This is a genomic window from Saccharopolyspora flava (genome assembly GCF_900116135.1).
Taxonomy (GTDB): domain Bacteria; phylum Actinomycetota; class Actinomycetes; order Mycobacteriales; family Pseudonocardiaceae; genus Saccharopolyspora; species Saccharopolyspora flava.
Genome location: NZ_FOZX01000009.1, coordinates 1 through 17,486 on the forward strand (window position 1 = coordinate 1; position 17,486 = coordinate 17,486).

16 protein-coding genes and 2 rRNA genes are annotated in these 17,486 nt (G+C 71.7%); all 18 read left to right on the forward strand.

The features are described 5' to 3' along the window. Positions 1-87: ribosomal RNA gene (locus tag BM424_RS22190) — 23S ribosomal RNA — on the forward strand; the annotation flags it as partial. Positions 88-214: 127 nt separating this feature from the next. Further along, positions 215-331, forward strand: a 5S ribosomal RNA gene (rrf, locus tag BM424_RS22195). A gap of 273 nt (positions 332-604) precedes the next feature. Beyond that, the gene (locus tag BM424_RS29575) at positions 605-2,440 is read left to right on the forward strand and encodes a tetratricopeptide repeat protein (protein WP_245776047.1); all 1,836 of its coding nucleotides are present in this window, start codon (positions 605-607) and stop codon (positions 2,438-2,440) included. Continuing rightward, positions 2,437-3,435: an HAD-IIA family hydrolase gene (locus BM424_RS22205; protein ID WP_093421414.1), complete on the forward strand. Its 999-nt coding sequence runs from the start codon at positions 2,437-2,439 to the stop codon at positions 3,433-3,435. Before BM424_RS29575 ends, BM424_RS22205 begins: the two co-directional genes overlap by 4 nt. A gap of 122 nt (positions 3,436-3,557) precedes the next feature. Continuing rightward, the gene (locus BM424_RS22210) at positions 3,558-3,788 is read left to right on the forward strand and encodes a hypothetical protein (protein ID WP_093421418.1); all 231 of its coding nucleotides are present in this window, start codon (positions 3,558-3,560) and stop codon (positions 3,786-3,788) included. A gap of 4 nt (positions 3,789-3,792) precedes the next feature. Further along, positions 3,793-4,647 carry a TlyA family RNA methyltransferase gene (locus BM424_RS22215; protein ID WP_093421421.1) on the forward strand — a complete coding sequence of 285 codons (855 nt, stop codon included), beginning with the start codon at positions 3,793-3,795 and terminating at the stop codon, positions 4,645-4,647. After that, a complete protein-coding gene (locus tag BM424_RS22220; protein ID WP_093421423.1) occupies positions 4,644-5,531 on the forward strand; it encodes an NAD kinase in 888 nt (295 codons plus the stop codon). The genes BM424_RS22215 and BM424_RS22220 overlap by 4 nt, the downstream gene beginning before the upstream one ends. Positions 5,532-5,663: 132 nt before the next feature. Further along, positions 5,664-7,442 carry a DNA repair protein RecN gene (gene recN, locus BM424_RS22225; protein ID WP_139274133.1) on the forward strand — a complete coding sequence of 593 codons (1,779 nt, stop codon included), beginning with the start codon at positions 5,664-5,666 and terminating at the stop codon, positions 7,440-7,442. Positions 7,443-7,759: 317 nt separating this feature from the next. Beyond that, positions 7,760-8,944 carry a putative cytokinetic ring protein SteA gene (steA, locus tag BM424_RS22230; protein WP_093421428.1) on the forward strand — a complete coding sequence of 395 codons (1,185 nt, stop codon included), beginning with the start codon at positions 7,760-7,762 and terminating at the stop codon, positions 8,942-8,944. Then, on the forward strand, positions 8,941-9,885 hold the full coding sequence (locus BM424_RS22235; protein WP_093421431.1) for a copper transporter: 945 nt from the start codon (positions 8,941-8,943) through the stop codon (positions 9,883-9,885). The genes steA and BM424_RS22235 overlap by 4 nt, the downstream gene beginning before the upstream one ends. Positions 9,886-10,121: 236 nt before the next feature. Then, positions 10,122-11,837, forward strand: coding sequence for a CTP synthase (locus BM424_RS22240; protein ID WP_425442057.1), 1,716 nt, complete (start codon positions 10,122-10,124; stop codon positions 11,835-11,837). An 86-nt stretch (positions 11,838-11,923) separates the two neighbouring features. Next, a complete protein-coding gene (locus BM424_RS22245; RefSeq protein ID WP_425442051.1) occupies positions 11,924-12,571 on the forward strand; it encodes an NUDIX domain-containing protein in 648 nt (215 codons plus the stop codon). Beyond that, the gene (xerD, locus tag BM424_RS22250; RefSeq protein WP_093421953.1) at positions 12,568-13,515 is read left to right on the forward strand and encodes a site-specific tyrosine recombinase XerD; all 948 of its coding nucleotides are present in this window, start codon (positions 12,568-12,570) and stop codon (positions 13,513-13,515) included. The genes BM424_RS22245 and xerD overlap by 4 nt, the downstream gene beginning before the upstream one ends. A gap of 174 nt (positions 13,516-13,689) precedes the next feature. Beyond that, positions 13,690-14,628 carry a ParA family protein gene (locus BM424_RS22255; RefSeq protein WP_093421438.1) on the forward strand — a complete coding sequence of 313 codons (939 nt, stop codon included), beginning with the start codon at positions 13,690-13,692 and terminating at the stop codon, positions 14,626-14,628. Beyond that, positions 14,625-14,984, forward strand: coding sequence for a hypothetical protein (locus BM424_RS22260; protein ID WP_093421441.1), 360 nt, complete (start codon positions 14,625-14,627; stop codon positions 14,982-14,984). The genes BM424_RS22255 and BM424_RS22260 overlap by 4 nt, the downstream gene beginning before the upstream one ends. Further along, entirely contained in the window at positions 14,981-15,928 is a 948-nt protein-coding gene (locus tag BM424_RS22265) for a segregation and condensation protein A (RefSeq protein ID WP_175548213.1), read from the forward strand. Before BM424_RS22260 ends, BM424_RS22265 begins: the two co-directional genes overlap by 4 nt. Beyond that, on the forward strand, positions 15,928-16,677 hold the full coding sequence (scpB, locus tag BM424_RS22270) for an SMC-Scp complex subunit ScpB (protein WP_175548214.1): 750 nt from the start codon (positions 15,928-15,930) through the stop codon (positions 16,675-16,677). The genes BM424_RS22265 and scpB overlap by 1 nt, the downstream gene beginning before the upstream one ends. Then, complete coding sequence (locus BM424_RS22275) at positions 16,667-17,440, forward strand: pseudouridine synthase (RefSeq protein WP_093421443.1); 774 nt, start codon at positions 16,667-16,669, stop codon at positions 17,438-17,440. The genes scpB and BM424_RS22275 overlap by 11 nt, the downstream gene beginning before the upstream one ends. The last annotated feature ends 46 nt before the right edge of the window (positions 17,441-17,486 follow it).

Genomic DNA, 17,486 nt, shown 5'->3' on the forward strand with positions numbered 1-17,486 from the left:
CGGTAGATGACCGGGTTGACAGGCCGGATGTGGAAGCGCAGTAATGTGTGGAGCTGACCGGTGCTGATAGGCCGAGGACTTGCTCACGAAGGTGTTACGCACCCACTATACGATGTCTGAGACAACAACCTATGGGTTGTTGATTCCAGAATATTGTGTGTCAACGCAGTTGGCGCCCTTTGGTTTTTCCCGCGGGTTCGTGGGAACGAGGGTTGTCGGTGGCGATGGCGGGGAGGGTCCGCCCGGTCCCATTCCGAACCCGGTAGCTAAGCTCCCCAGCGCTGATGGTACTGCACTCGCTAGGGTGTGGGAGAGTAAGACACCGCCGACACATTCCTTGAGACGGGGCCGGTAGAAGGCAACTTCTACCGGCCCCGTTTTTTGTCGTTCGGCTCTCAGCGCGTGGTCCCGGAGGCTCGGAGCGCGTCGGCGAGCTGTACGATTTGGGGAAGGCGGTTCGGTCGTGGCTGTTCAGCCCCCAACTCGGGGCTCGGATGATGGTGCGAGCGCAGGTGGTCGATCAAGACCCCGCGGTACCGGACGCGCTCAGCCGGGGAGTGCTTCCTCGGCTGGATCTTGTGGCTTTTCTTTCTCAGGAGGTTCGGTGTCCGGTTCCGACGACAAGCGCGGCGGTCCTCGCCGCGGGGCCGGTGCCGGCCGCAGTGGCCAGGGCGGTCGCGGCAACTACGACCGCAAGCCGGGCGGCAACTCCCAGGGGCGCGGCTCCTACGGCGGCCCGCGTCGTGACAACGACGGCGGTCAGCGCCGCTTCAACGACCGCGACAACCGCGGCGGCCCCCGCAACGACCGCCGGGACGACCGGGGCGGCTACCGCAACGACAGGAACGATCGCGGCGGCTACCGGGGCGACCGGGACAACCGGGGCCCGCGCGATGACCGCGGCGGCTTCCGCAGGGACGACCGTCCGCGCCGCGACGACTTCCGTCGCGATGACCGGGGCCGCGACGACCGTCGGGGCGGCGACTTCCGTCGCGACGACCGCCGGGACAACAATCGCGGCGGTGACTTCCGGCGCGACAACCGGGGTGGCGACAACCGGGGCGGATTCCGCAACGACCGCAACCGCGACGACCGCGGGGGCTTCCGCCGGGACGACCGGGGCCGGGATGACCGCCGTGGCGGTCGCGACGACTTCCGGCGCGACGATCGCCGTGACGACCGCCGGGACAACCGAGGCGGCGGTTACCGCGACGACCGCAATCGCGACGACCGCGGCGGTTACCGCCGCGACGACCGCCCGCGCCGCGATGACCGCGGTCGCGATGACCGGCGCGACAACCGGGGCGGCTACCGCAACGACAGGAACGACCGCGGCGGCTTCCGCCGCGACGACCGTCCCCGCCGGGACGATCGCGACCACCGCAACCGGGACGACCGTCCCCGTCGTGACGATCGGGGTCGGGACGACCGGCGGGACAACCGCAACCGCGACGACCGGGGTGGGCGGCGCGACGACTTCAAGAAGGACGGGTTCAAGAAGGGCGGCTTCAAGCGCGACGACGACCGCCGTCCCGACCGCCGCAAGGACGACGAGGCTCCGAAGCCCGTCGAGCCGGCGCTGCCGGAGGAGGGCGTCGACCCGTCCGAGCTGGACCCGGAGATCCGCCGCGAGCTGCTGTCGTTGCCCAAGGGCGCTGCCGAGAAGGTCGCGCAGCACCTGGTCGCCGCCGGCCAGCTGATCGACGAGGAGCCGGAGCGCGCCCTGGAGCACGCCCGCTTCGCGCGGCAGAAGGCGGCCCGGATCCCGTCGGTGCGCGAGGCCAACGGTCTCACCGCGTACCTGACCGGTGAGTGGAACGAGGCGCTGTCCGAGCTGCGCGCCGCGCGCCGGATGGGCGGCGGTCCCGGTCACCTGGCGATCATGGCCGATTGCGAGCGGGCGCTGGGTCGTCCGGAGCGGGCGATCGAGCTGGTGCGCAGCGAGGAGGCGCTGCAGCTCGACAAGGAGGACGAGATCGAGCTGCGGATCGTGGCCGCCGGTGCGCGCCGCGACCTCGACGAGATCGACGCCTCCGTGGTGAGCCTGCAGATCCCGGAGCTGGACCCGAAGCGCCAGGAGCCGTGGAGCGCCCGGCTGTTCTACGCCTACGCCGACAACCTGCTGGCGGCGGGCCGCGAGCGGGACGCGTTCACCTGGTTCGTGCACGCCGCGCACGCGGACGACGAGGAGGAGACCGACGCGCCGGAGCGCCTAGAGGAGCTCGCGGTGCAGATCGGTGGCCCGGAGGTCGTCGAGGAACTGGTCACCGAGGCCGAGGCGGCCGCCGAGATCGACGACGAGGACGAAGCGGACGAGAACCCTCTCGCCGACGACCTGGACTCCGAGGACGACGAGCTCGATGATGAGACCGCCGCGGCCGACGAGGACGGTGAGAACGTCACCGGGTCTGCGGCCGAAGGAGGCTCGCAGGCGCGATGAGCGGCACCCTGCTGGACCAGCACGACGTAGTGCTGCTCGATCTGGACGGCACGGTCTACCGGGGCGGTGAACTGGTCCCGCACGCGCTGGAGTCGATCGAGCGCGTGCACGAGGCCGGCGTCCGGGTCCGCTACGTCACCAACAACGCCTCCAAGCCCGATCAGGCGGTCGTGGATCACCTGATCGGGCTCGGGCTGGCCGCCGAGCGCAGCGAGGTGAGCACCAGCGCCCAGGCGGGCGCGGCGGTGCTCGCCGAGAAGCTGCCCGCCGGGTCGCGGGTGCTGGTCGTGGGTTCGCCCGCGCTGGAGTCCGAAGTGGACGCGCTCGGTCTGGTGTCGGTGCGCGCGTTCGCCGACGAGCCGGTGGCGGTGGTGCAGGGCCTGTTCAACGAGCTGACCTACGGCGACTTCGCCGAGGCGTGCCTGGCGATCCGCGACGGGGCGCTGTGGGTGGCGTGCAACGCCGACCGCACCCTGCCGACCGAGCGGGGCCTGCTGCCCGGAAACGGGTCGCTGGTGGAGCTGCTGCGCGCGGCCACCGACCAGGACCCGGTCGTGGCCGGCAAGCCGGAACGACCGCTGCTGGACCGCGCGGTGTCCTCGGCCGGTGGCGCCGAGCCGCTGATGGTCGGCGACCGGCTCGACACCGACATCGCGGGCGCGGTCAAGGCCGGGATGCCGTCGCTGATGGTGCTGACCGGCGTCAACACGCCCCGCGATCTGCTGGAGGCGATCCCGGAGGAGCGGGCCGACAACGTGTCGGTCGACCTGCGCGGCCTGCACGCGCCCGCCTCCGAGGTGGCCATCGCCGAGCAGCCGGCCTGGTCGGTGTCGGTCGGCAGCGGGCTGGAGCTGTCGGCGCGCGGCGACGGCGACGAGCTCGGCGCCCTGCGCGCGCTGTGCGCGGCGTGGTGGGCGGCCGGGTCCGGTCCGGTGGAGGTCGTCGGCACCGACGACGCCGCGCGCGCCGCGCTGCGGGCGCTGGAGATCGACTGACCTGACGAGAACGACGCGGACCGTTCGGCTAGCGTGAGGGCGGTGCCGCGCGGCGATCGCGCGGTTGCCGAACGACGCGGGCCCGAGGACCGGCGTCCGGTGATCGAGGGGAGAACCCGCCCATGACCTCTCCGTGGCAGCAGCAGGCGCCGAACCCGGCGATGCTGGCCCGCCAGGCCGACGACGGGCAGTCGGCGATCGACGCGATCTCCGCGGCGATGTCGGAGCTCGACGAGGTGCGCGAGCAGCCCGTCGCCGAGCACGTCCAGCGGTTCGAGAACGTGCACAGCGCGTTGACCGAGGCCTTGTCGAAGGCCGACCACCTGCAGTCCCAGAACACCCCTCGGAGTTGACGAAGTGCCTCGCAAGGCGCGCCTGGACGCCGAACTGGTTCGGCGCGGACTGGCCCGATCCCGGGAACACGCCGGAGAGCTCGTCGCCGCGGGCCGGGTGACGGTGCGCGGGATGGTGGCGCGCAAGTCGGCCACGGCGGTGGAGATCGACGCCCCGGTGCTGGTCACCGAGGACGTCGACGACCCCGGCTGGGCGTCGCGCGGCGCCCACAAGCTGATCGGTGCGCTGGAGGCCTTCGAGCCCGGCGGTCTGTCGGTGGCGGGCAAGCGCTGCCTGGACGCGGGTGCCTCCACCGGCGGGTTCACCGACGTGCTGCTGCGCCGCGAGGCCCGCGAGGTCGTGGCCGCGGACGTGGGCTACGGGCAGCTGGTGTGGAAGTTGCAGACCGATGAGCGGGTGCGCATCCACGACCGCACCAACGTCCGGGCGCTCACGCCCGAGGACATCGGCGGTGAGGTGGACCTGGTGGTCGCCGACCTGTCGTTCATCTCGCTCAAGCTCGTGCTGCCCGCCCTGGTCGCCTGCTCCAGCGACTCCGCCGATCTTGCGCTGATGGTGAAACCGCAGTTCGAGGTGGGCAAACAACGGCTAGGCTCGGGTGGAGTGGTCCGGGATCCGCAGCTGCGCGCCGAGGCCGTCCTCGAGGTGATCGACTTCGCCGCCGAGCACGGGCTCGGGCTGCGCGACGTGGTGGCCAGCCCGCTGCCGGGACCGTCCGGCAACGTCGAGTACTTCGTCTGGCTGCGCCCCGGAACCGACCCCGACCACGACCGCGCGGAACGCCTGGTGGCCGACGCCGTCGAGCGGGGACCGCAGAACTCGACCAGGAAATCGCCCCGGCAAGGGAGTGGGAGTTGACCCGACGGGTGCTGCTGGTGGTGCACACCGGCAGGGAGCAGAACCTGCGCACAGCGGAGAAGGTCGCCGGTCGTCTGCTCGACGCGGGGATCGCGGTGCGCGCGCTGGCCGGTGAGGCCGACGAGCTGCGCAACAGCGCCTGCGAGGTCACCGGACCGGACGAGAACCCCGCCGTGGGCACCGAGCTGGTCCTGGTGCTCGGCGGTGACGGCACGCTGCTGCGCGCCGCGGAGCTGGCCAGACCCGCCGGGGTGCCGCTGTTCGGGGTCAACCTGGGACGGGTCGGGTTCCTGGCCGGTGCCGACTCCGACGCGCTGGACGAGGCGATCGCCGCGGTCGTGGAGTCCCGGTACCACGTGGACGAGCGGATGACCCTGGAGGTCACCGCCACGGTCAACGGCGAGAAGGTCGCCGGCACGTGGGCGCTCAACGAGGCGAGCGTGGAGAAGAGCAGCCGGGAGCGCATCCTCGACGTGGTCGTCGAGGTCGACGGGCACCCGGTGTCGGCGTTCGGCTGCGACGGCGTGCTGTGCTCGACGCCGACCGGCTCGACCGCCTACGCGTTCTCCGCAGGCGGCCCGGTCGTGTGGCCGGACGTGCAGGCGCTGCTGGTGGTGCCGAGCAACGCGCACGCGCTGTTCGCCGGACCGCTGGTGGTGTCGCGGGATTCGCTGGTGGCCATGGAGATCGACCAGCACGGTCATCACGCCGTGCTGTGCTGCGACGGGCAGCGGCAGTTCGACCTGCCCCCGGGTGCCCGGGTGGAGGTCGTCGGCGGGTCGACGCCGATCCGGCTGGTGCGGCTGCACGACACGTCGTTCACCGACCGGCTGGTGCGCAAGTTCGAGCTCCCGGTCCAGGGGTGGCGCGGTCCGGCCGAGTAGGTCGCGGCTCGAACACCCCGGGCTCGAAGGCCCGAGGCTCGAACACACTGTCTAACGATTTCGGTGGCGATCACCGCAGTGGGGCGTGTCGCGGGCCTCGGTGCCGATAGGGTGCTGTGTGTGTTGGCGGAGATGCGTATCCAGGGACTGGGCGTCATCGACGACGCCACGCTCGCACTGCACGCCGGCCTGACCGTGGTCACGGGTGAGACGGGCGCGGGCAAGACGATGGTGGTCACCGGCCTCCACCTGCTCAGCGGTGGCAGGGCCGACGCCTCGCGCGTGCGCGCCGGTGCGCAGCGGGCCGTCGTGGAGGGACGTTTCGCGACGACCCCGGACTCGCCGGCGGCGAAGGTCGCCGGGGACGCCGGTGCCGAACCCGATGACGACGGAAGCCTCATCGCGCTGCGCACGGTCACCTCCGACGGCCGTTCCCGCGCGCACCTGGGCGGCCGCTCGGTGCCCAACGGCGTGCTCTCGGAGCTGTCCGAGCAGGTGCTGGCGGTGCACGGGCAGAACGACCAGCTGCGGCTGCTGCGCCCGGGGGAGCAGCGCGCGGTGCTGGACCGGTTCGCCGGGGAGCCCGTGCTGCACGTCCTGGCCGACTACCAGCGGGTGCGCGCCGAGTGGGCCGAGGCGGTGCGTGAGCTCACCGAGCGCACCGAGCGCTCCCGCGAGCTGTCCCGCGAGGCCGACATGCTGCGGCACGGTCTCGCGGAGATCGAAGCCGTCAACCCCGAAGCGGGCGAGGACGTCTCGCTGGTGGACGAGGCACGGCGGCTCGCCGACGTCGACCAGCTGCGGGAGATCGCCGCCGGGGCCCAGCACGCGCTGTCCGGTTCCGCCGACGGCGACCCGGAGGCCCCGGGCGCGATCGGGCTGATCGGGGAGGCCGCGCGCAGGCTGTCGTCCTCGGAGGACCCGGCCCTGCGGGAGCTGGAGCCGCGGGTGGCCGAGGCCGTCGCGGTGCTCTCCGACGTGGGCGGGGAACTGGGCGCCTACCTAGACCGGCTCGACGCCGACCCGGCTCGCCTGGAGCAGGTGCTCGCGCGGCAGGCCGAGCTCAAGCAGCTCACCAAGAAGTACGCGGCCGACGTCGACGGCGTTCTGGCCTGGGCCGAGGACGCCCGCTCCCGGCTGTCCGGGATGGACACCTCGGAGGAGGCGCTGGCCGCGCTGGCGGCCCGCCGCGACGAGCTCGCCGTGGAACTCGCCGAGCACGCCCAGGCGCTCAGCGCCGCCCGCGCCGAAGCGGCGGTGCGGCTCGCCGAGGCCGTCTCCGAGGAGCTGTCCGGGCTGGCCATGGCGCAGGCCAAGCTGCAGGTCCTGGTGCACCCCAAGGACGCCGAGGAGGGCGACCCGAACGGGCTGCCGGTCGACGGCCGGACTCTGCACGCCGGGCCGGACGGGGTCGACGAGGTCGAGCTGCAGCTCGTCGCGCACTCCGGCGCGCCCGCGCTGCCGATCCACAAGGGTGCCTCGGGCGGTGAGCTCTCCCGCGTCATGCTGGCGCTGGAAGTCGTGCTCGCCGACGCCGACACGGTTCCCACGCTGGTCTTCGACGAGGTCGACGCCGGTGTCGGCGGCCGCGCCGCCGTCGAAATCGGCCGGCGGCTGGCGAGACTGGCCCGCACCCACCAGGTCATCGTGGTCACCCACCTCCCGCAGGTCGCGGCCTTCGCCGACCGGCACCTGGTGGTGGACAAGGGGCAGGTCGACGGCGGGCTCACCAAGAGCGACGTGCGGCTGGTCGCCGATGAGCGGCGGGTTGTGGAGCTGGCTCGGATGTTGGCGGGGATGGATTCGACCGAGACCGGGCGGGCGCACGCCGAGGAGCTTTTGGAGACTGCTAACACCTACAAGCTCACCCAGGAGAAATTCGGCCGTAAGTCCAAGGGCGGTCGGAAGTAGGTGCTTCGTCTTAAAGATCAACTACTCTGTGGTCTTTTTGCTTGGCGGTGCGGGTAGCGGAACCTGAGCGGCTCTCTGGCTCCGGGATCCGAGGCTTATGTATGCCAATACACGACACGTCGGCTGTCCTCCCCAGAGAGCCGCTCAGAACCCGCGGCGGTGCCAGTGCCTTAGGTGGGGTACTGCGAAAGCACCTTCGGTGCTTGCCTGACGGTGGTTCTTTGTGCTGAATGGCGGTTCTTTCTTTGCGGTAGATGGTGCAGTGGGTTGCGGCGTGGCGCGGACACGTTCGGTGGTGGGTTTGTCACCATCGGCGCATGAAAATCAGCGGACTGCTGACTCGACAGCAGGAGGAGCTGCCCGGTCTCGCCGGGGTCGCCCGGGTGGAGCGCCGCTCGGGTGATCTGCCGCGCCGGATCCGCACCGGCGACATCGCGGTGATCGACCACGCCGACCTGGACCGCCGCAGCGCGGAAGCGCTGGTGGCGGCCGGGGTGATCGGGGTGGTCAACGCGGCCCCGTCGATCTCCGGGCGCTACCCGAACCTCGGTCCCGAGGTGCTGCTGGCCGCCGGGGTGACGCTCATCGACGGCGTCGGCAACGACATCCTCAACCAGGTCAAGGACGGCGCGAAGATCCGCCTGCACGAGGGCGGCGTGTTCGCCGGCGACCGCGAGCTCGGGCGCGGCGTCGAGCAGGACACCAACTCGATCGCCGACCAGCTCATCGAGGCCAAGGCCGGGATGTCCACCCAGCTGGAGGCGTTCTCGGCCAACACCATCGAGTTCCTGCGCACCGAGCGCACGCTGATCCTCGACGGCATCGGCGTGCCCGAGCTGACCGGCTCCCTGGAGGGCAGGCAGGCGCTGGTGGTCGCGCCCGGGTACGGCCACGCCGACGACCTGCGCCGCCTCAAGCGCTACATCCGCGAGTACAAGCCGGTGCTCATCGGCGTCGAAGGCGGTGCCGACGCCCTGCACCGCGCCGGGTACAAGCCGAGCGTCATCGTCGGCGCCCCGGACACCGTGAGCACCGAGACGCTGCGCTGCGGCGCGGAACTGGTCATCCCCGCCCACCTGGACGGGCACGCGCCCGGGCTGGAGCGCATCCAGGACCTCGGCGTGGGCGCGCTGACCTTCCCCGCCTCCGGCAACCCCGAGGACCTGGCGCTGCTGCTGGCCGACGCGCACAAGGCCGACCTGGTCGTCACCGTCGGGTTCCAGGCCACCCTCAGCGAGTTCCTCGACCGCGGCCGCTCCGGCTCCAACCCGTCGACGTTCCTGACCCGGCTGCGCCTCGGCAGCAAGGTCATCGACGGCGCCGCGGTCGCCACCCTGCAGCGCAGCCGCACGCCGATGTCGGCGGTGGTGCTGCTGGTGCTGGCCGTGCTGGCGGTCATCGTCGTGGCGCTGCTGGTGTCCGGGCTCGGAGCCGCGGTCGCCGACCAGCTGGCCGACACCGCCGGCGTCGTCTCGGCGTACTTCAAGGAGCTGTTCTCGTGATCACCATGCGCTACCACATCGTCTCGATCGCCGCGGTGTTCCTCGCGCTGGCCGTGGGCGTGGTGCTGGGCACCAGCTCGGTCAGCGAGGGCCTGCTCAAGTCCGTCGGCGGGGAGAAGCAGCAGCTGCAGGACCAGGTCGATCAGCTCAGCGCCGAGAGCGCGCGGTACAAGGCCCAGGCCGACGCCGCCGACCGGTTCGACACGACCGTGGCGCCGCTGGCCGTGCAGGGCCAGCTCACCGGCCGCAGCGTCGTGCTGATCAGCTCCCCCGAGGTGGACGACGCCCGCCGCGAGGGGATGGCGAAGCTGCTGCGCGACTCCGGCGCCGACGTCACCGGCGAGGTCCGCCTCGGCGAGGCGCTGACCGACCCGGAGCGCACCGACCAGCTGCGCGGCGTGGTCACCCAGCTGCTGCCCGCCGGGGTCCAGCTGCCCACCGCCGCCGACCCGGGCACCCTCGCCGGTGGCCTGATCGGCCCGTTGACGCTGGTCAACCCGGAGACCGGCCAGCCGCAGGCCGCCGACGACGCGCGTGCCGCGGCGCTGTCGGGCCTGGCGGGCGGCGGCTACGCGACCGCGTCCGAGGGGCTGCGCCCCGCCCAGCTGGCGGTGGTGCTCACCGGCGGTCGCCTCGACGGCGACAACGCCGCGGACGAGGCCACCGCGCTGGCGCGCTTCGCCACCCAGATCGACCGGTCCGGTCAGGGAGCGGTACTGGCGGGCGCCCACGGCTCCGCCGACGGTCGCGGCGCGGTCGGGGTGGCGCGGGCCGACCCGGCGATGGCGTCGGCGCTGTCGACCGTGGACAACGCCGAGACCGGGGCGGGCCGCGTCGCGGTGGTGCTGGCCGCCCGCGAGCAGGCGGACCGGCAGAGCGGGCACTACGGTGTGGCCAGCAGCGCTCAGGGGCCCGTGCCGGGCACCCGCGGCGACTCGTAACCCGCGGAGTCACGCCTGGTCCCGCCCCGTTCGGCGAGACGTCACGGCGAACCGGCCGGAAGGCCGCCGGATGGCGGTTGACCCGGCCGGTTCGCCGTTTTCGCGTAAGGCGGGTCTCGGTGCGGGGTCCGACCGCCGTGCGTTAGGCTGGAATTCCGTGGGAGCGACGGATCCAGCCGTCCTGCCAGCGCAGAAATCCAGCCAGGCGACGGCTTGACCACGGGGAGCTTTTCTTGGTGCCGCAAGCACGCACTATCAAGCACGTTTTCGTAACGGGGGGCGTCGCCTCTTCGTTGGGTAAGGGGCTCACGGCGTCCAGCCTGGGCGAACTGCTCACCTCCCGCGGCCTGCGGGTGACCATGCAGAAGCTCGACCCCTACCTGAACGTCGATCCGGGGACGATGAACCCCTTCCAGCACGGTGAGGTGTTCGTCACCGAGGACGGCGCGGAGACCGACCTGGACATCGGTCACTACGAGCGGTTCCTGGACCGCGATCTGACCCGCAACGCCAACGTCACCACCGGCCAGGTGTACTCCGCGGTCATCGCCAAGGAGCGCCGCGGCGAGTACCTGGGTGACACGGTGCAGGTCATCCCGCACATCACCGATCAGATCAAGGCCCGCATCCGGGCCATGGCCGAGCCCGACGAGAACGGTGTCACCCCGGACGTGGTGATCACCGAGGTCGGCGGGACCGTCGGCGACATCGAGTCGCTGCCGTTCCTGGAGGCCTGCCGCCAGGTCCGCCACGACGTGGGCCGCGACAACTGCTTCTTCCTGCACGTCTCGCTGGTGCCCTACCTGGCGCCGTCGGGCGAGCTGAAGACCAAGCCGACCCAGCACTCGGTGGCGGCGCTGCGCAACATCGGCATCCAGCCCGACGCGCTGGTGTGCCGGGCCGACCGCGAGCTGCCCGCCGACCTCAAGCGCAAGATCGCGCTGATGTGCGACGTCGACACCGACGGCGTGGTGGCCTGCCCGGACGCCCCGTCGATCTACGACATCCCGAAGGTGCTGCACAGCGAGGGTCTGGACGCCTACATGGTGCGCAGGCTCGGGCTGCCGTTCCGCGACGTCGACTGGTCGGTGTGGGGCGACCTGCTGGACCGGGTGCACAACCCGTCCGAGCGGGTGCGCATCGCGCTGGTCGGCAAGTACGTCGACCTGCCCGACGCCTACCTGTCGGTCACCGAGGCGCTGCGGGCGGGCGGATTCGCCCACCACGCCAAGGTGGAGATCTCCTGGGTCGGTTCGGACACCTGCGAGACCGACGCCGGTGCCGCGCAGGCGCTGGCCGGGGTCGACGGCGTGCTGATCCCGGGCGGGTTCGGCGTGCGCGGCATCGAGGGCAAGCTCGGCGCCATCCGCTACGCGCGCACCAACAACATCCCGATCCTCGGCCTGTGCCTGGGACTGCAGTGCATGGTGATCGAGTCGGCGCGGTCGCTGGCCGGTCTGGAGCGGGCGAACTCCACCGAGTTCGAGGAGCCCTGCCAGCACCCGGTGATCAGCACGATGGCCGACCAGCACGACGTGATCTCGGGCGACCGGGACATGGGCGGCACCATGCGGCTGGGGTCCTACCCGGCGAAGCTGGCCGAGGGCTCGCTGGTCGCCGAGGCCTACGGTTCGACCGAGGTCGCCGAGCGGCACCGGCACCGCTACGAGGTCAACAACGCCTACCGGGACCGCCTCAGCAAGGCGGGCGTGGTCTTTTCCGGCACCTCGCCGGACGACCGGCTGGTCGAGTTCGTCGAGCTGGACCGGGACATCCACCCGTTCTTCGTGGGCACCCAGGCGCACCCGGAGCTCAAGAGCCGTCCGACGCGCCCGCACCCGCTGTTCGCGGCGTTCGTGAAGGCGGCGATCGACTACCGCGCCGCCGAGCGGCTGCCGGTGGAGCTGGAGCCGGCCGTGACCGAGCCGGAGTCCGAGCCCGCCGGGGCGTGAGTCCTGCCCGGTGAAGCGGCCCGCATCGGCGATCACGTCGGTGCGGGCCGCTTCACGCGCGGGCGATCGGCTCTAGGGTGGTGCACGTGGAGACCACGGGTACCGGTGTCGCGCGCACCAACGGAGAGCACGAGTTCACCACGCTGACCAGTGAGGACGTCTACGTCGGGCGGATCCTGGCGCTGCGCGCCGACGAGGTCGGCATGCCCGGCGGAGGGCACGCGCGCAGAGAGGTCGTCGAGCACTACGGCGCGGTGGCCGTCGCCGCGATCGACGAGCAGGGGCGGGTCGTGCTGGTGCACCAGTACCGGTACCCGATCGGCCGCCGCCTGTGGGAGCTGCCTGCGGGCCTGATGGACGCCCCCGGCGAGGAACCGGTGCGCACCGCGCAGCGCGAGCTCGCCGAGGAGACCGGGATGGCCGCCGAGGACTGGTCGGTGCTGGTCGACGTGGCCACCTCGCCCGGGTTCACCGACGAGGTGGTGCGGGTGTTCCTGGCCACCGGCCTGTCGGAGGTGGAGCGCCCCGACGCGGTCGGCGACGAGGAGGCGGACCTGGTCATCGAGCGGTTCCCGCTGGCCGAGGCGGTGCGGATGGCGCTGGCGGGGGAGATCGTGAACGGTCCCGCGGTGGCGGGTCTGCTGGCCGCCCAGGCGGTGCGCGACGGCGTCGCGAGCCCGCGGCCCGCCGACGCCGAGTGGGCCGACCGGCCGCAGCGGTTCGCCGCGCGGTGAAGGGCTTCGAATCGCTGCCCGCGGGACTGCGCTCCGCCGTCGGCGAGTACCTCGACCACCTCGCGGTCGAGCGCGGGACCGCGCGCAGCACCCTCGACTCCTACGCCCGCGACCTGCGCCGCTACGCGGAATTCCTGACGGCGCAGGGCGTTTCCGCGCTCGACGAGGTGCGCACCGAGCACCTGGCCGAGTTCCTGGCGCAGCTGCGCGAAGGGGCCGAGGGACGGCCGCCGCTGGCGTCGTCCTCGGCGGCGCGGGCGCTGGTGGCCGCGCGGGGCCTGCACCGCTTCGCCCACGCCGAGGGTCGCATCGCCGTCGACGTGGCGCGCGAGGTCGCGCCGCCGAGCCCGCCGAAGCGGCTGCCGAAGGCGCTGTCGGTGGACGACGTGGGACGGCTGCTGGAGCACGCCGGTGGTGACGACCCGCGCGGGCTGCGGGACCGCGCGCTGCTGGAGCTGCTGTACTCCACGGGCGCGCGGATCTCCGAGGCGGTGGGGCTCGACGTCGACGACATCGACCGCACCGACCGGACCGTGCTGCTCGACGGCAAGGGCGGCAGGCAGCGGCTGGTGCCGATCGGTCGTCCCGCGCTGGAGGTGCTGGAGGCCTACCTGGTGCGCGCCAGACCGGTGCTGGTGGCGCGCGGGCGCGGCAGTTCGGCGGTGTTCCTGAATTCGCGCGGGACCGGACTTTCCCGGCAGAGCGCGTGGAACGCGCTGAAAACGGCCGCGCAACGAGCGGGAATCGCCGAAACCGTCTCACCGCACGTGCTGCGCCATTCCTTCGCCACGCACCTGGTGGAGGGCGGCGCGGACGTGCGGGTGGTGCAGGAGCTGCTCGGGCACGCCTCGGTGACCACCACGCAGGTGTACACGCTGGTCACCGTCAACACGCTGCGGGAGGTCTACGCCACCGCGCACCCGCGCGCACACCTTTCGGGGTGAGATCACCACTTGCGCATGCGCGTGATCAACGAAGGCGGTAGATCTTCATCACAGGAAAATCAAGAACATCCACCGAACCAATTACCGACACCACGGCGAGGCACGTTGCCGCAGCTCGTTTGAGCGACTTAGGCTGCGATCGATCGCCACCGGTACCGAAGGAGTCAGATCGCCATGTCGTTGCCGCATCCTTCCGCCGCCCGGCGGCCTCGGGGCGCGGTCGACCTGAGCATCGCCCCCGAGACCACGGGTCCTGAGGCCAACGCCGACAACCAGGACAGCCGGGGTCTCGGCCCGACCGGTCGGCCGCTCCGCCACATCCCGGAACCGCCGCTGCTGGACCACCACGGTCCCGCGTCGGTGCTGGCGATGTGCAACCAGAAGGGCGGTGTCGGCAAGACCACCTCGACGATCAACCTCGGTGCCGCGCTGGCCGAACACGGGCGTCGGGTGCTGCTGGTGGATTTCGACCCGCAGGGCGCGCTCTCTGTCGGCCTCGGGGTGCAGCCGCACCAGCTCGAGCAGACCATCTACAACGTCATCATGGAGCGCGGGGTCACCGTCGACGACGTGGTGCGCCGCACCACCGTCGAGGGCCTGGACCTGCTGCCCAGCAACATCGACCTGTCGGCCGCCGAGGTGCAGCTGGTCACCGAGGTCGGCCGCGAGCAGACGCTGCTGCGCGTGCTGCGGCAGTCGATCGAGGAGTACGACTACATCCTGGTCGACTGCCAGCCCTCGCTGGGCCTGCTGACGGTCAACGCGCTGGCCGCCGCCGACGGCGTGATCATCCCGCTGGAGTGCGAGTTCTTCAGCCTGCGCGGGGTGGCGCTGCTGATCGACACCATCGAGAAGGTGCGCGAGCGGCTGAACCCGAAGCTGGAGATCAGCGGAATACTGGCCACCATGTTCGACCCGCGCACGCTGCACTCGCGGGAGGTCATGCAGCGCGTCGTGGAGGCCTTCGGCGACGTGGTCTACGACTCGGTGATCAACCGGACCGTGCGGTTCCCGGAGACCACGGTCGCCGGTGAGCCGATCACCCGGTGGGCGCCGCGCTCCGCCGGTGCGCAGGCCTACCGGGCGCTGGCCCGCGAGGTGATCGCTCGATGACGCGTCGGGTCGCCCTGCCCGGAGCGGCTGAACTGTTCCGTACTACTGTTTCCCGAACGGATCAGGTCTCGGCGCCGCAGGAGGACCCGAAGCCGGCCGCCCCGGTCGAGGAGCGGGGACGGTCGCGGACGGCGGGTTCGGGTCGGCGCAAGCACGATTCGAAGATCACCGTGTACGTGTCCGACGAGGAGTTGCTGGGTTTGGAGCAGGCTCGGCTCGCGTTGCGGGCGGACCACGGCATCGCCGTGGACCGCGGCCGCGTCGTGCGCGAGGCCATCGCGGTGCTGCTCGACGACTTCACCGAGCGCGGTGCGGACTCCGTCCTGGTCCGGCACCTGCGGGAGTCCGGCGAGTGACCGATGCCGCCCAACCCGCACCGTCCGACGCTGTTGCCGAGCTCGCGCCCGCGGACGCCGGGGCCGAACTCGCGTCCTCCGATGCCGGGGTCGACGCGGCGCAGCGGGACTCGTCGTTAGCCGCCACCGAGGAGCAGTCCGGTGACGGCAAGTTCACGGTGCGGCTGGAGAACTTCGAGGGCCCCTTCGACCTGCTGCTGCAGCTGATCTCGGCGCACGAGCTCGACGTCACCGAGGTGGCGCTGCACAAGGTCACCGACGAGTTCATCGCCTACACCCGCGCGCTCGGCGAGCAGTGGGACCTCGACGAGACCACCGAGTTCCTGGTGGTCGCCGCGACGCTGCTGGACCTCAAGGCCGCGCGGCTGCTGCCCGCCGCCGAGGTCGAGGACGAGGCCGACCTGGCGCTGCTGGAGGCCCGCGACCTGCTGTTCGCGCGGCTGCTGCAGTACCGGGCCTACAAGCAGGTGGCGGCGCTGTTCGGCGAGCTGGAGGCCGGTGCGCTGCGGCGCTACCCGCGCTCGGTGTCGGTGGAGGAGCGCTACGAGAACCTGCTGCCGGAGGTGGTGATCGGCGTCGACCCGCAGCGGTTCGCCGAGATCGCCGCCTCGGTGTTCCGGCCGAAGCCGCCGCCGACGGTGTCGCTGGACCACATCCACCAGCACGGCGTCTCGGTGCGCGAGCACGCGGCGCTGCTGCGGGTGCGGCTGGCCGAGAAGGGCACGCTGACGTTCACCGAGCTGGTGTCGGACTGCGGGCACACCGTCGAGGTGGTGGCCCGGTTCCTGGCGCTGCTGGAGCTGTACCGGGAGAAGGTGCTGCAGTTCGAGCAGGACAGCCCGCTCGGTGAGCTGCAGGTCACCTGGGTCGGCGGCAGCCTCGCCGAAGCGCAGGCCGAGGCCGAGGCGCAGCGCGCCAATCAGGAAGAGGAGGAGTACGGCTGATGCCCGCCGAGGAATCCGAGGTTTCCGCGGAAACCCCAGCCCCCGAGACCGACGGCGAGGTGTCGGCTGAGGCTTCCCCCGCCCCGGCGCCCGACGAGGTGACGGGGCCTGCGGAAACCACGCCTCCCGAGAGCAGTGGTGAGGGTTCCACCGAAACCGCGGACGTCGCCGGGGAGGACGAGGTCGAGACCTCGGGGGCTCCGGACCTGACCGAGGACTCCGCGCTGGACGCCGCCCTGGAGGCGTTGCTGCTGGTGGTGGACGTGCCGGCGGGGGAGGAGCTGCTGGCCGACACCCTGGAGCAGCCCGTGGGGCGGGTCCGCGAGGCGCTGCGGCGGTTGTCCGAGGGCTACGCGGACAGCGAGCGCGGCATCGACCTGCGCTACGTCGGCGACGGCTGGCGGTTCTACTCGCGGGAGAAGTACGCGGCCTACGTCGAGCGCTACCTGCTCGACGGGCAGCGGACCAAGCTGACCCGGGCCGCGCTGGAGACCCTCGCGGTGATCGCCTACCGGCAGCCGGTGACGCGTTCCAAGGTCGCGGCGGTACGGGGTGTGAACGTGGACGGCGTCATCCGTACCCTGGTGGGGCGCGGCCTGATCGGTGAGGCCGGCACCGACCCGGAGACGGGCGGCATCCTGTACTGCACGACCGAGCTGTTCCTGGAGCGGCTGGGGCTGTCGTCGCTCAAGGACCTGCCGCCGCTCGCACCCCTGTTGCCCGAAGTGGATTCGATCGATGACGTCTGAACGCCGTTCCCCGTCCAGTGCCGCGAAGCACCCCTCCGAAGAGGGGGTGCGGTTGCAGAAGGTGCTGTCGCAGGCGGGTGTCGCGTCGCGGCGAGCCGCCGAGGAGATGATCGTCGAGGGACGCATCGAGGTCGACGGCGAGGTCGTCATGGAGCTCGGCCGCCGCGTCGACCCGGAGACCGCGGTCATCCACGTCGACGGCAGCCGCATCATGGTCAACAACAACCTGACGCACCTGTTGCTGAACAAGCCCGCCGGGATCCTGTGCACCATGTCCGACGACAAGGGCCGCCCGTGCATCGGTGACTACCTGCGGGAACGCCAGGGCAAGCTGTTCCACGTGGGCCGCCTGGACCAGGACACCGAGGGCCTGCTGCTGATCACCAACGACGGCGAGCTCGCCAACCGGCTGATGCACCCGTCCTACAAGGTCCGCAAGACCTACATGGCCGAGGTGCTCGGCCCCATCCCGAAGGACCTCGGGCAGCGGCTGAAGGCGGGCGTGGAGCTCGAGGACGGCCCGGTGAAGGTGGACCGCTTCAAGCTGGTCGACCAGAACCAGAACCGCGCCCTGGTGGAGGTCGTGCTGCACGAGGGCCGCAAGCGCATCGTGCGCCGCCTGCTCAAGCACGTCGGCCACCCGGTGCAGCGCCTGGTGCGCACCCGCATCGGCGACGTGCAGCTCACCACCGAGCGGCAGGGCGCCATCCGGCCGCTCAACCGCCAGGAGATCAGCTCGCTGTACAAGATCGTCGGCATGTGACGCTCCGAGAACGCCGAAAGCCGCGGCCGGGAACTCTCCCGACCGC

What these genes read in the sequence shown, in the direction of transcription:
- BM424_RS22205 (WP_093421414.1), top strand. Translation starts at nt 2,437, where the DNA reads ATGAGCGGCACCCTGCTGGACCAGCACGACGTAGTGCTGCTCGATCTG.
- BM424_RS22210 (WP_093421418.1), top strand. Translation starts at nt 3,558, where the DNA reads ATGACCTCTCCGTGGCAGCAGCAGGCGCCGAACCCGGCGATGCTGGCC.
- recN (WP_139274133.1), top strand. Translation starts at nt 5,664, where the DNA reads ATGCGTATCCAGGGACTGGGCGTCATCGACGACGCCACGCTCGCACTG.
- steA (WP_093421428.1), top strand. Translation starts at nt 7,760, where the DNA reads ATGAAAATCAGCGGACTGCTGACTCGACAGCAGGAGGAGCTGCCCGGT.
- BM424_RS22255 (WP_093421438.1), top strand. Translation starts at nt 13,690, where the DNA reads ATGTCGTTGCCGCATCCTTCCGCCGCCCGGCGGCCTCGGGGCGCGGTC.
- BM424_RS22260 (WP_093421441.1), top strand. Translation starts at nt 14,625, where the DNA reads ATGACGCGTCGGGTCGCCCTGCCCGGAGCGGCTGAACTGTTCCGTACT.
- scpB (WP_175548214.1), top strand. Translation starts at nt 15,928, where the DNA reads ATGCCCGCCGAGGAATCCGAGGTTTCCGCGGAAACCCCAGCCCCCGAG.
- BM424_RS22275 (WP_093421443.1), top strand. Translation starts at nt 16,667, where the DNA reads ATGACGTCTGAACGCCGTTCCCCGTCCAGTGCCGCGAAGCACCCCTCC.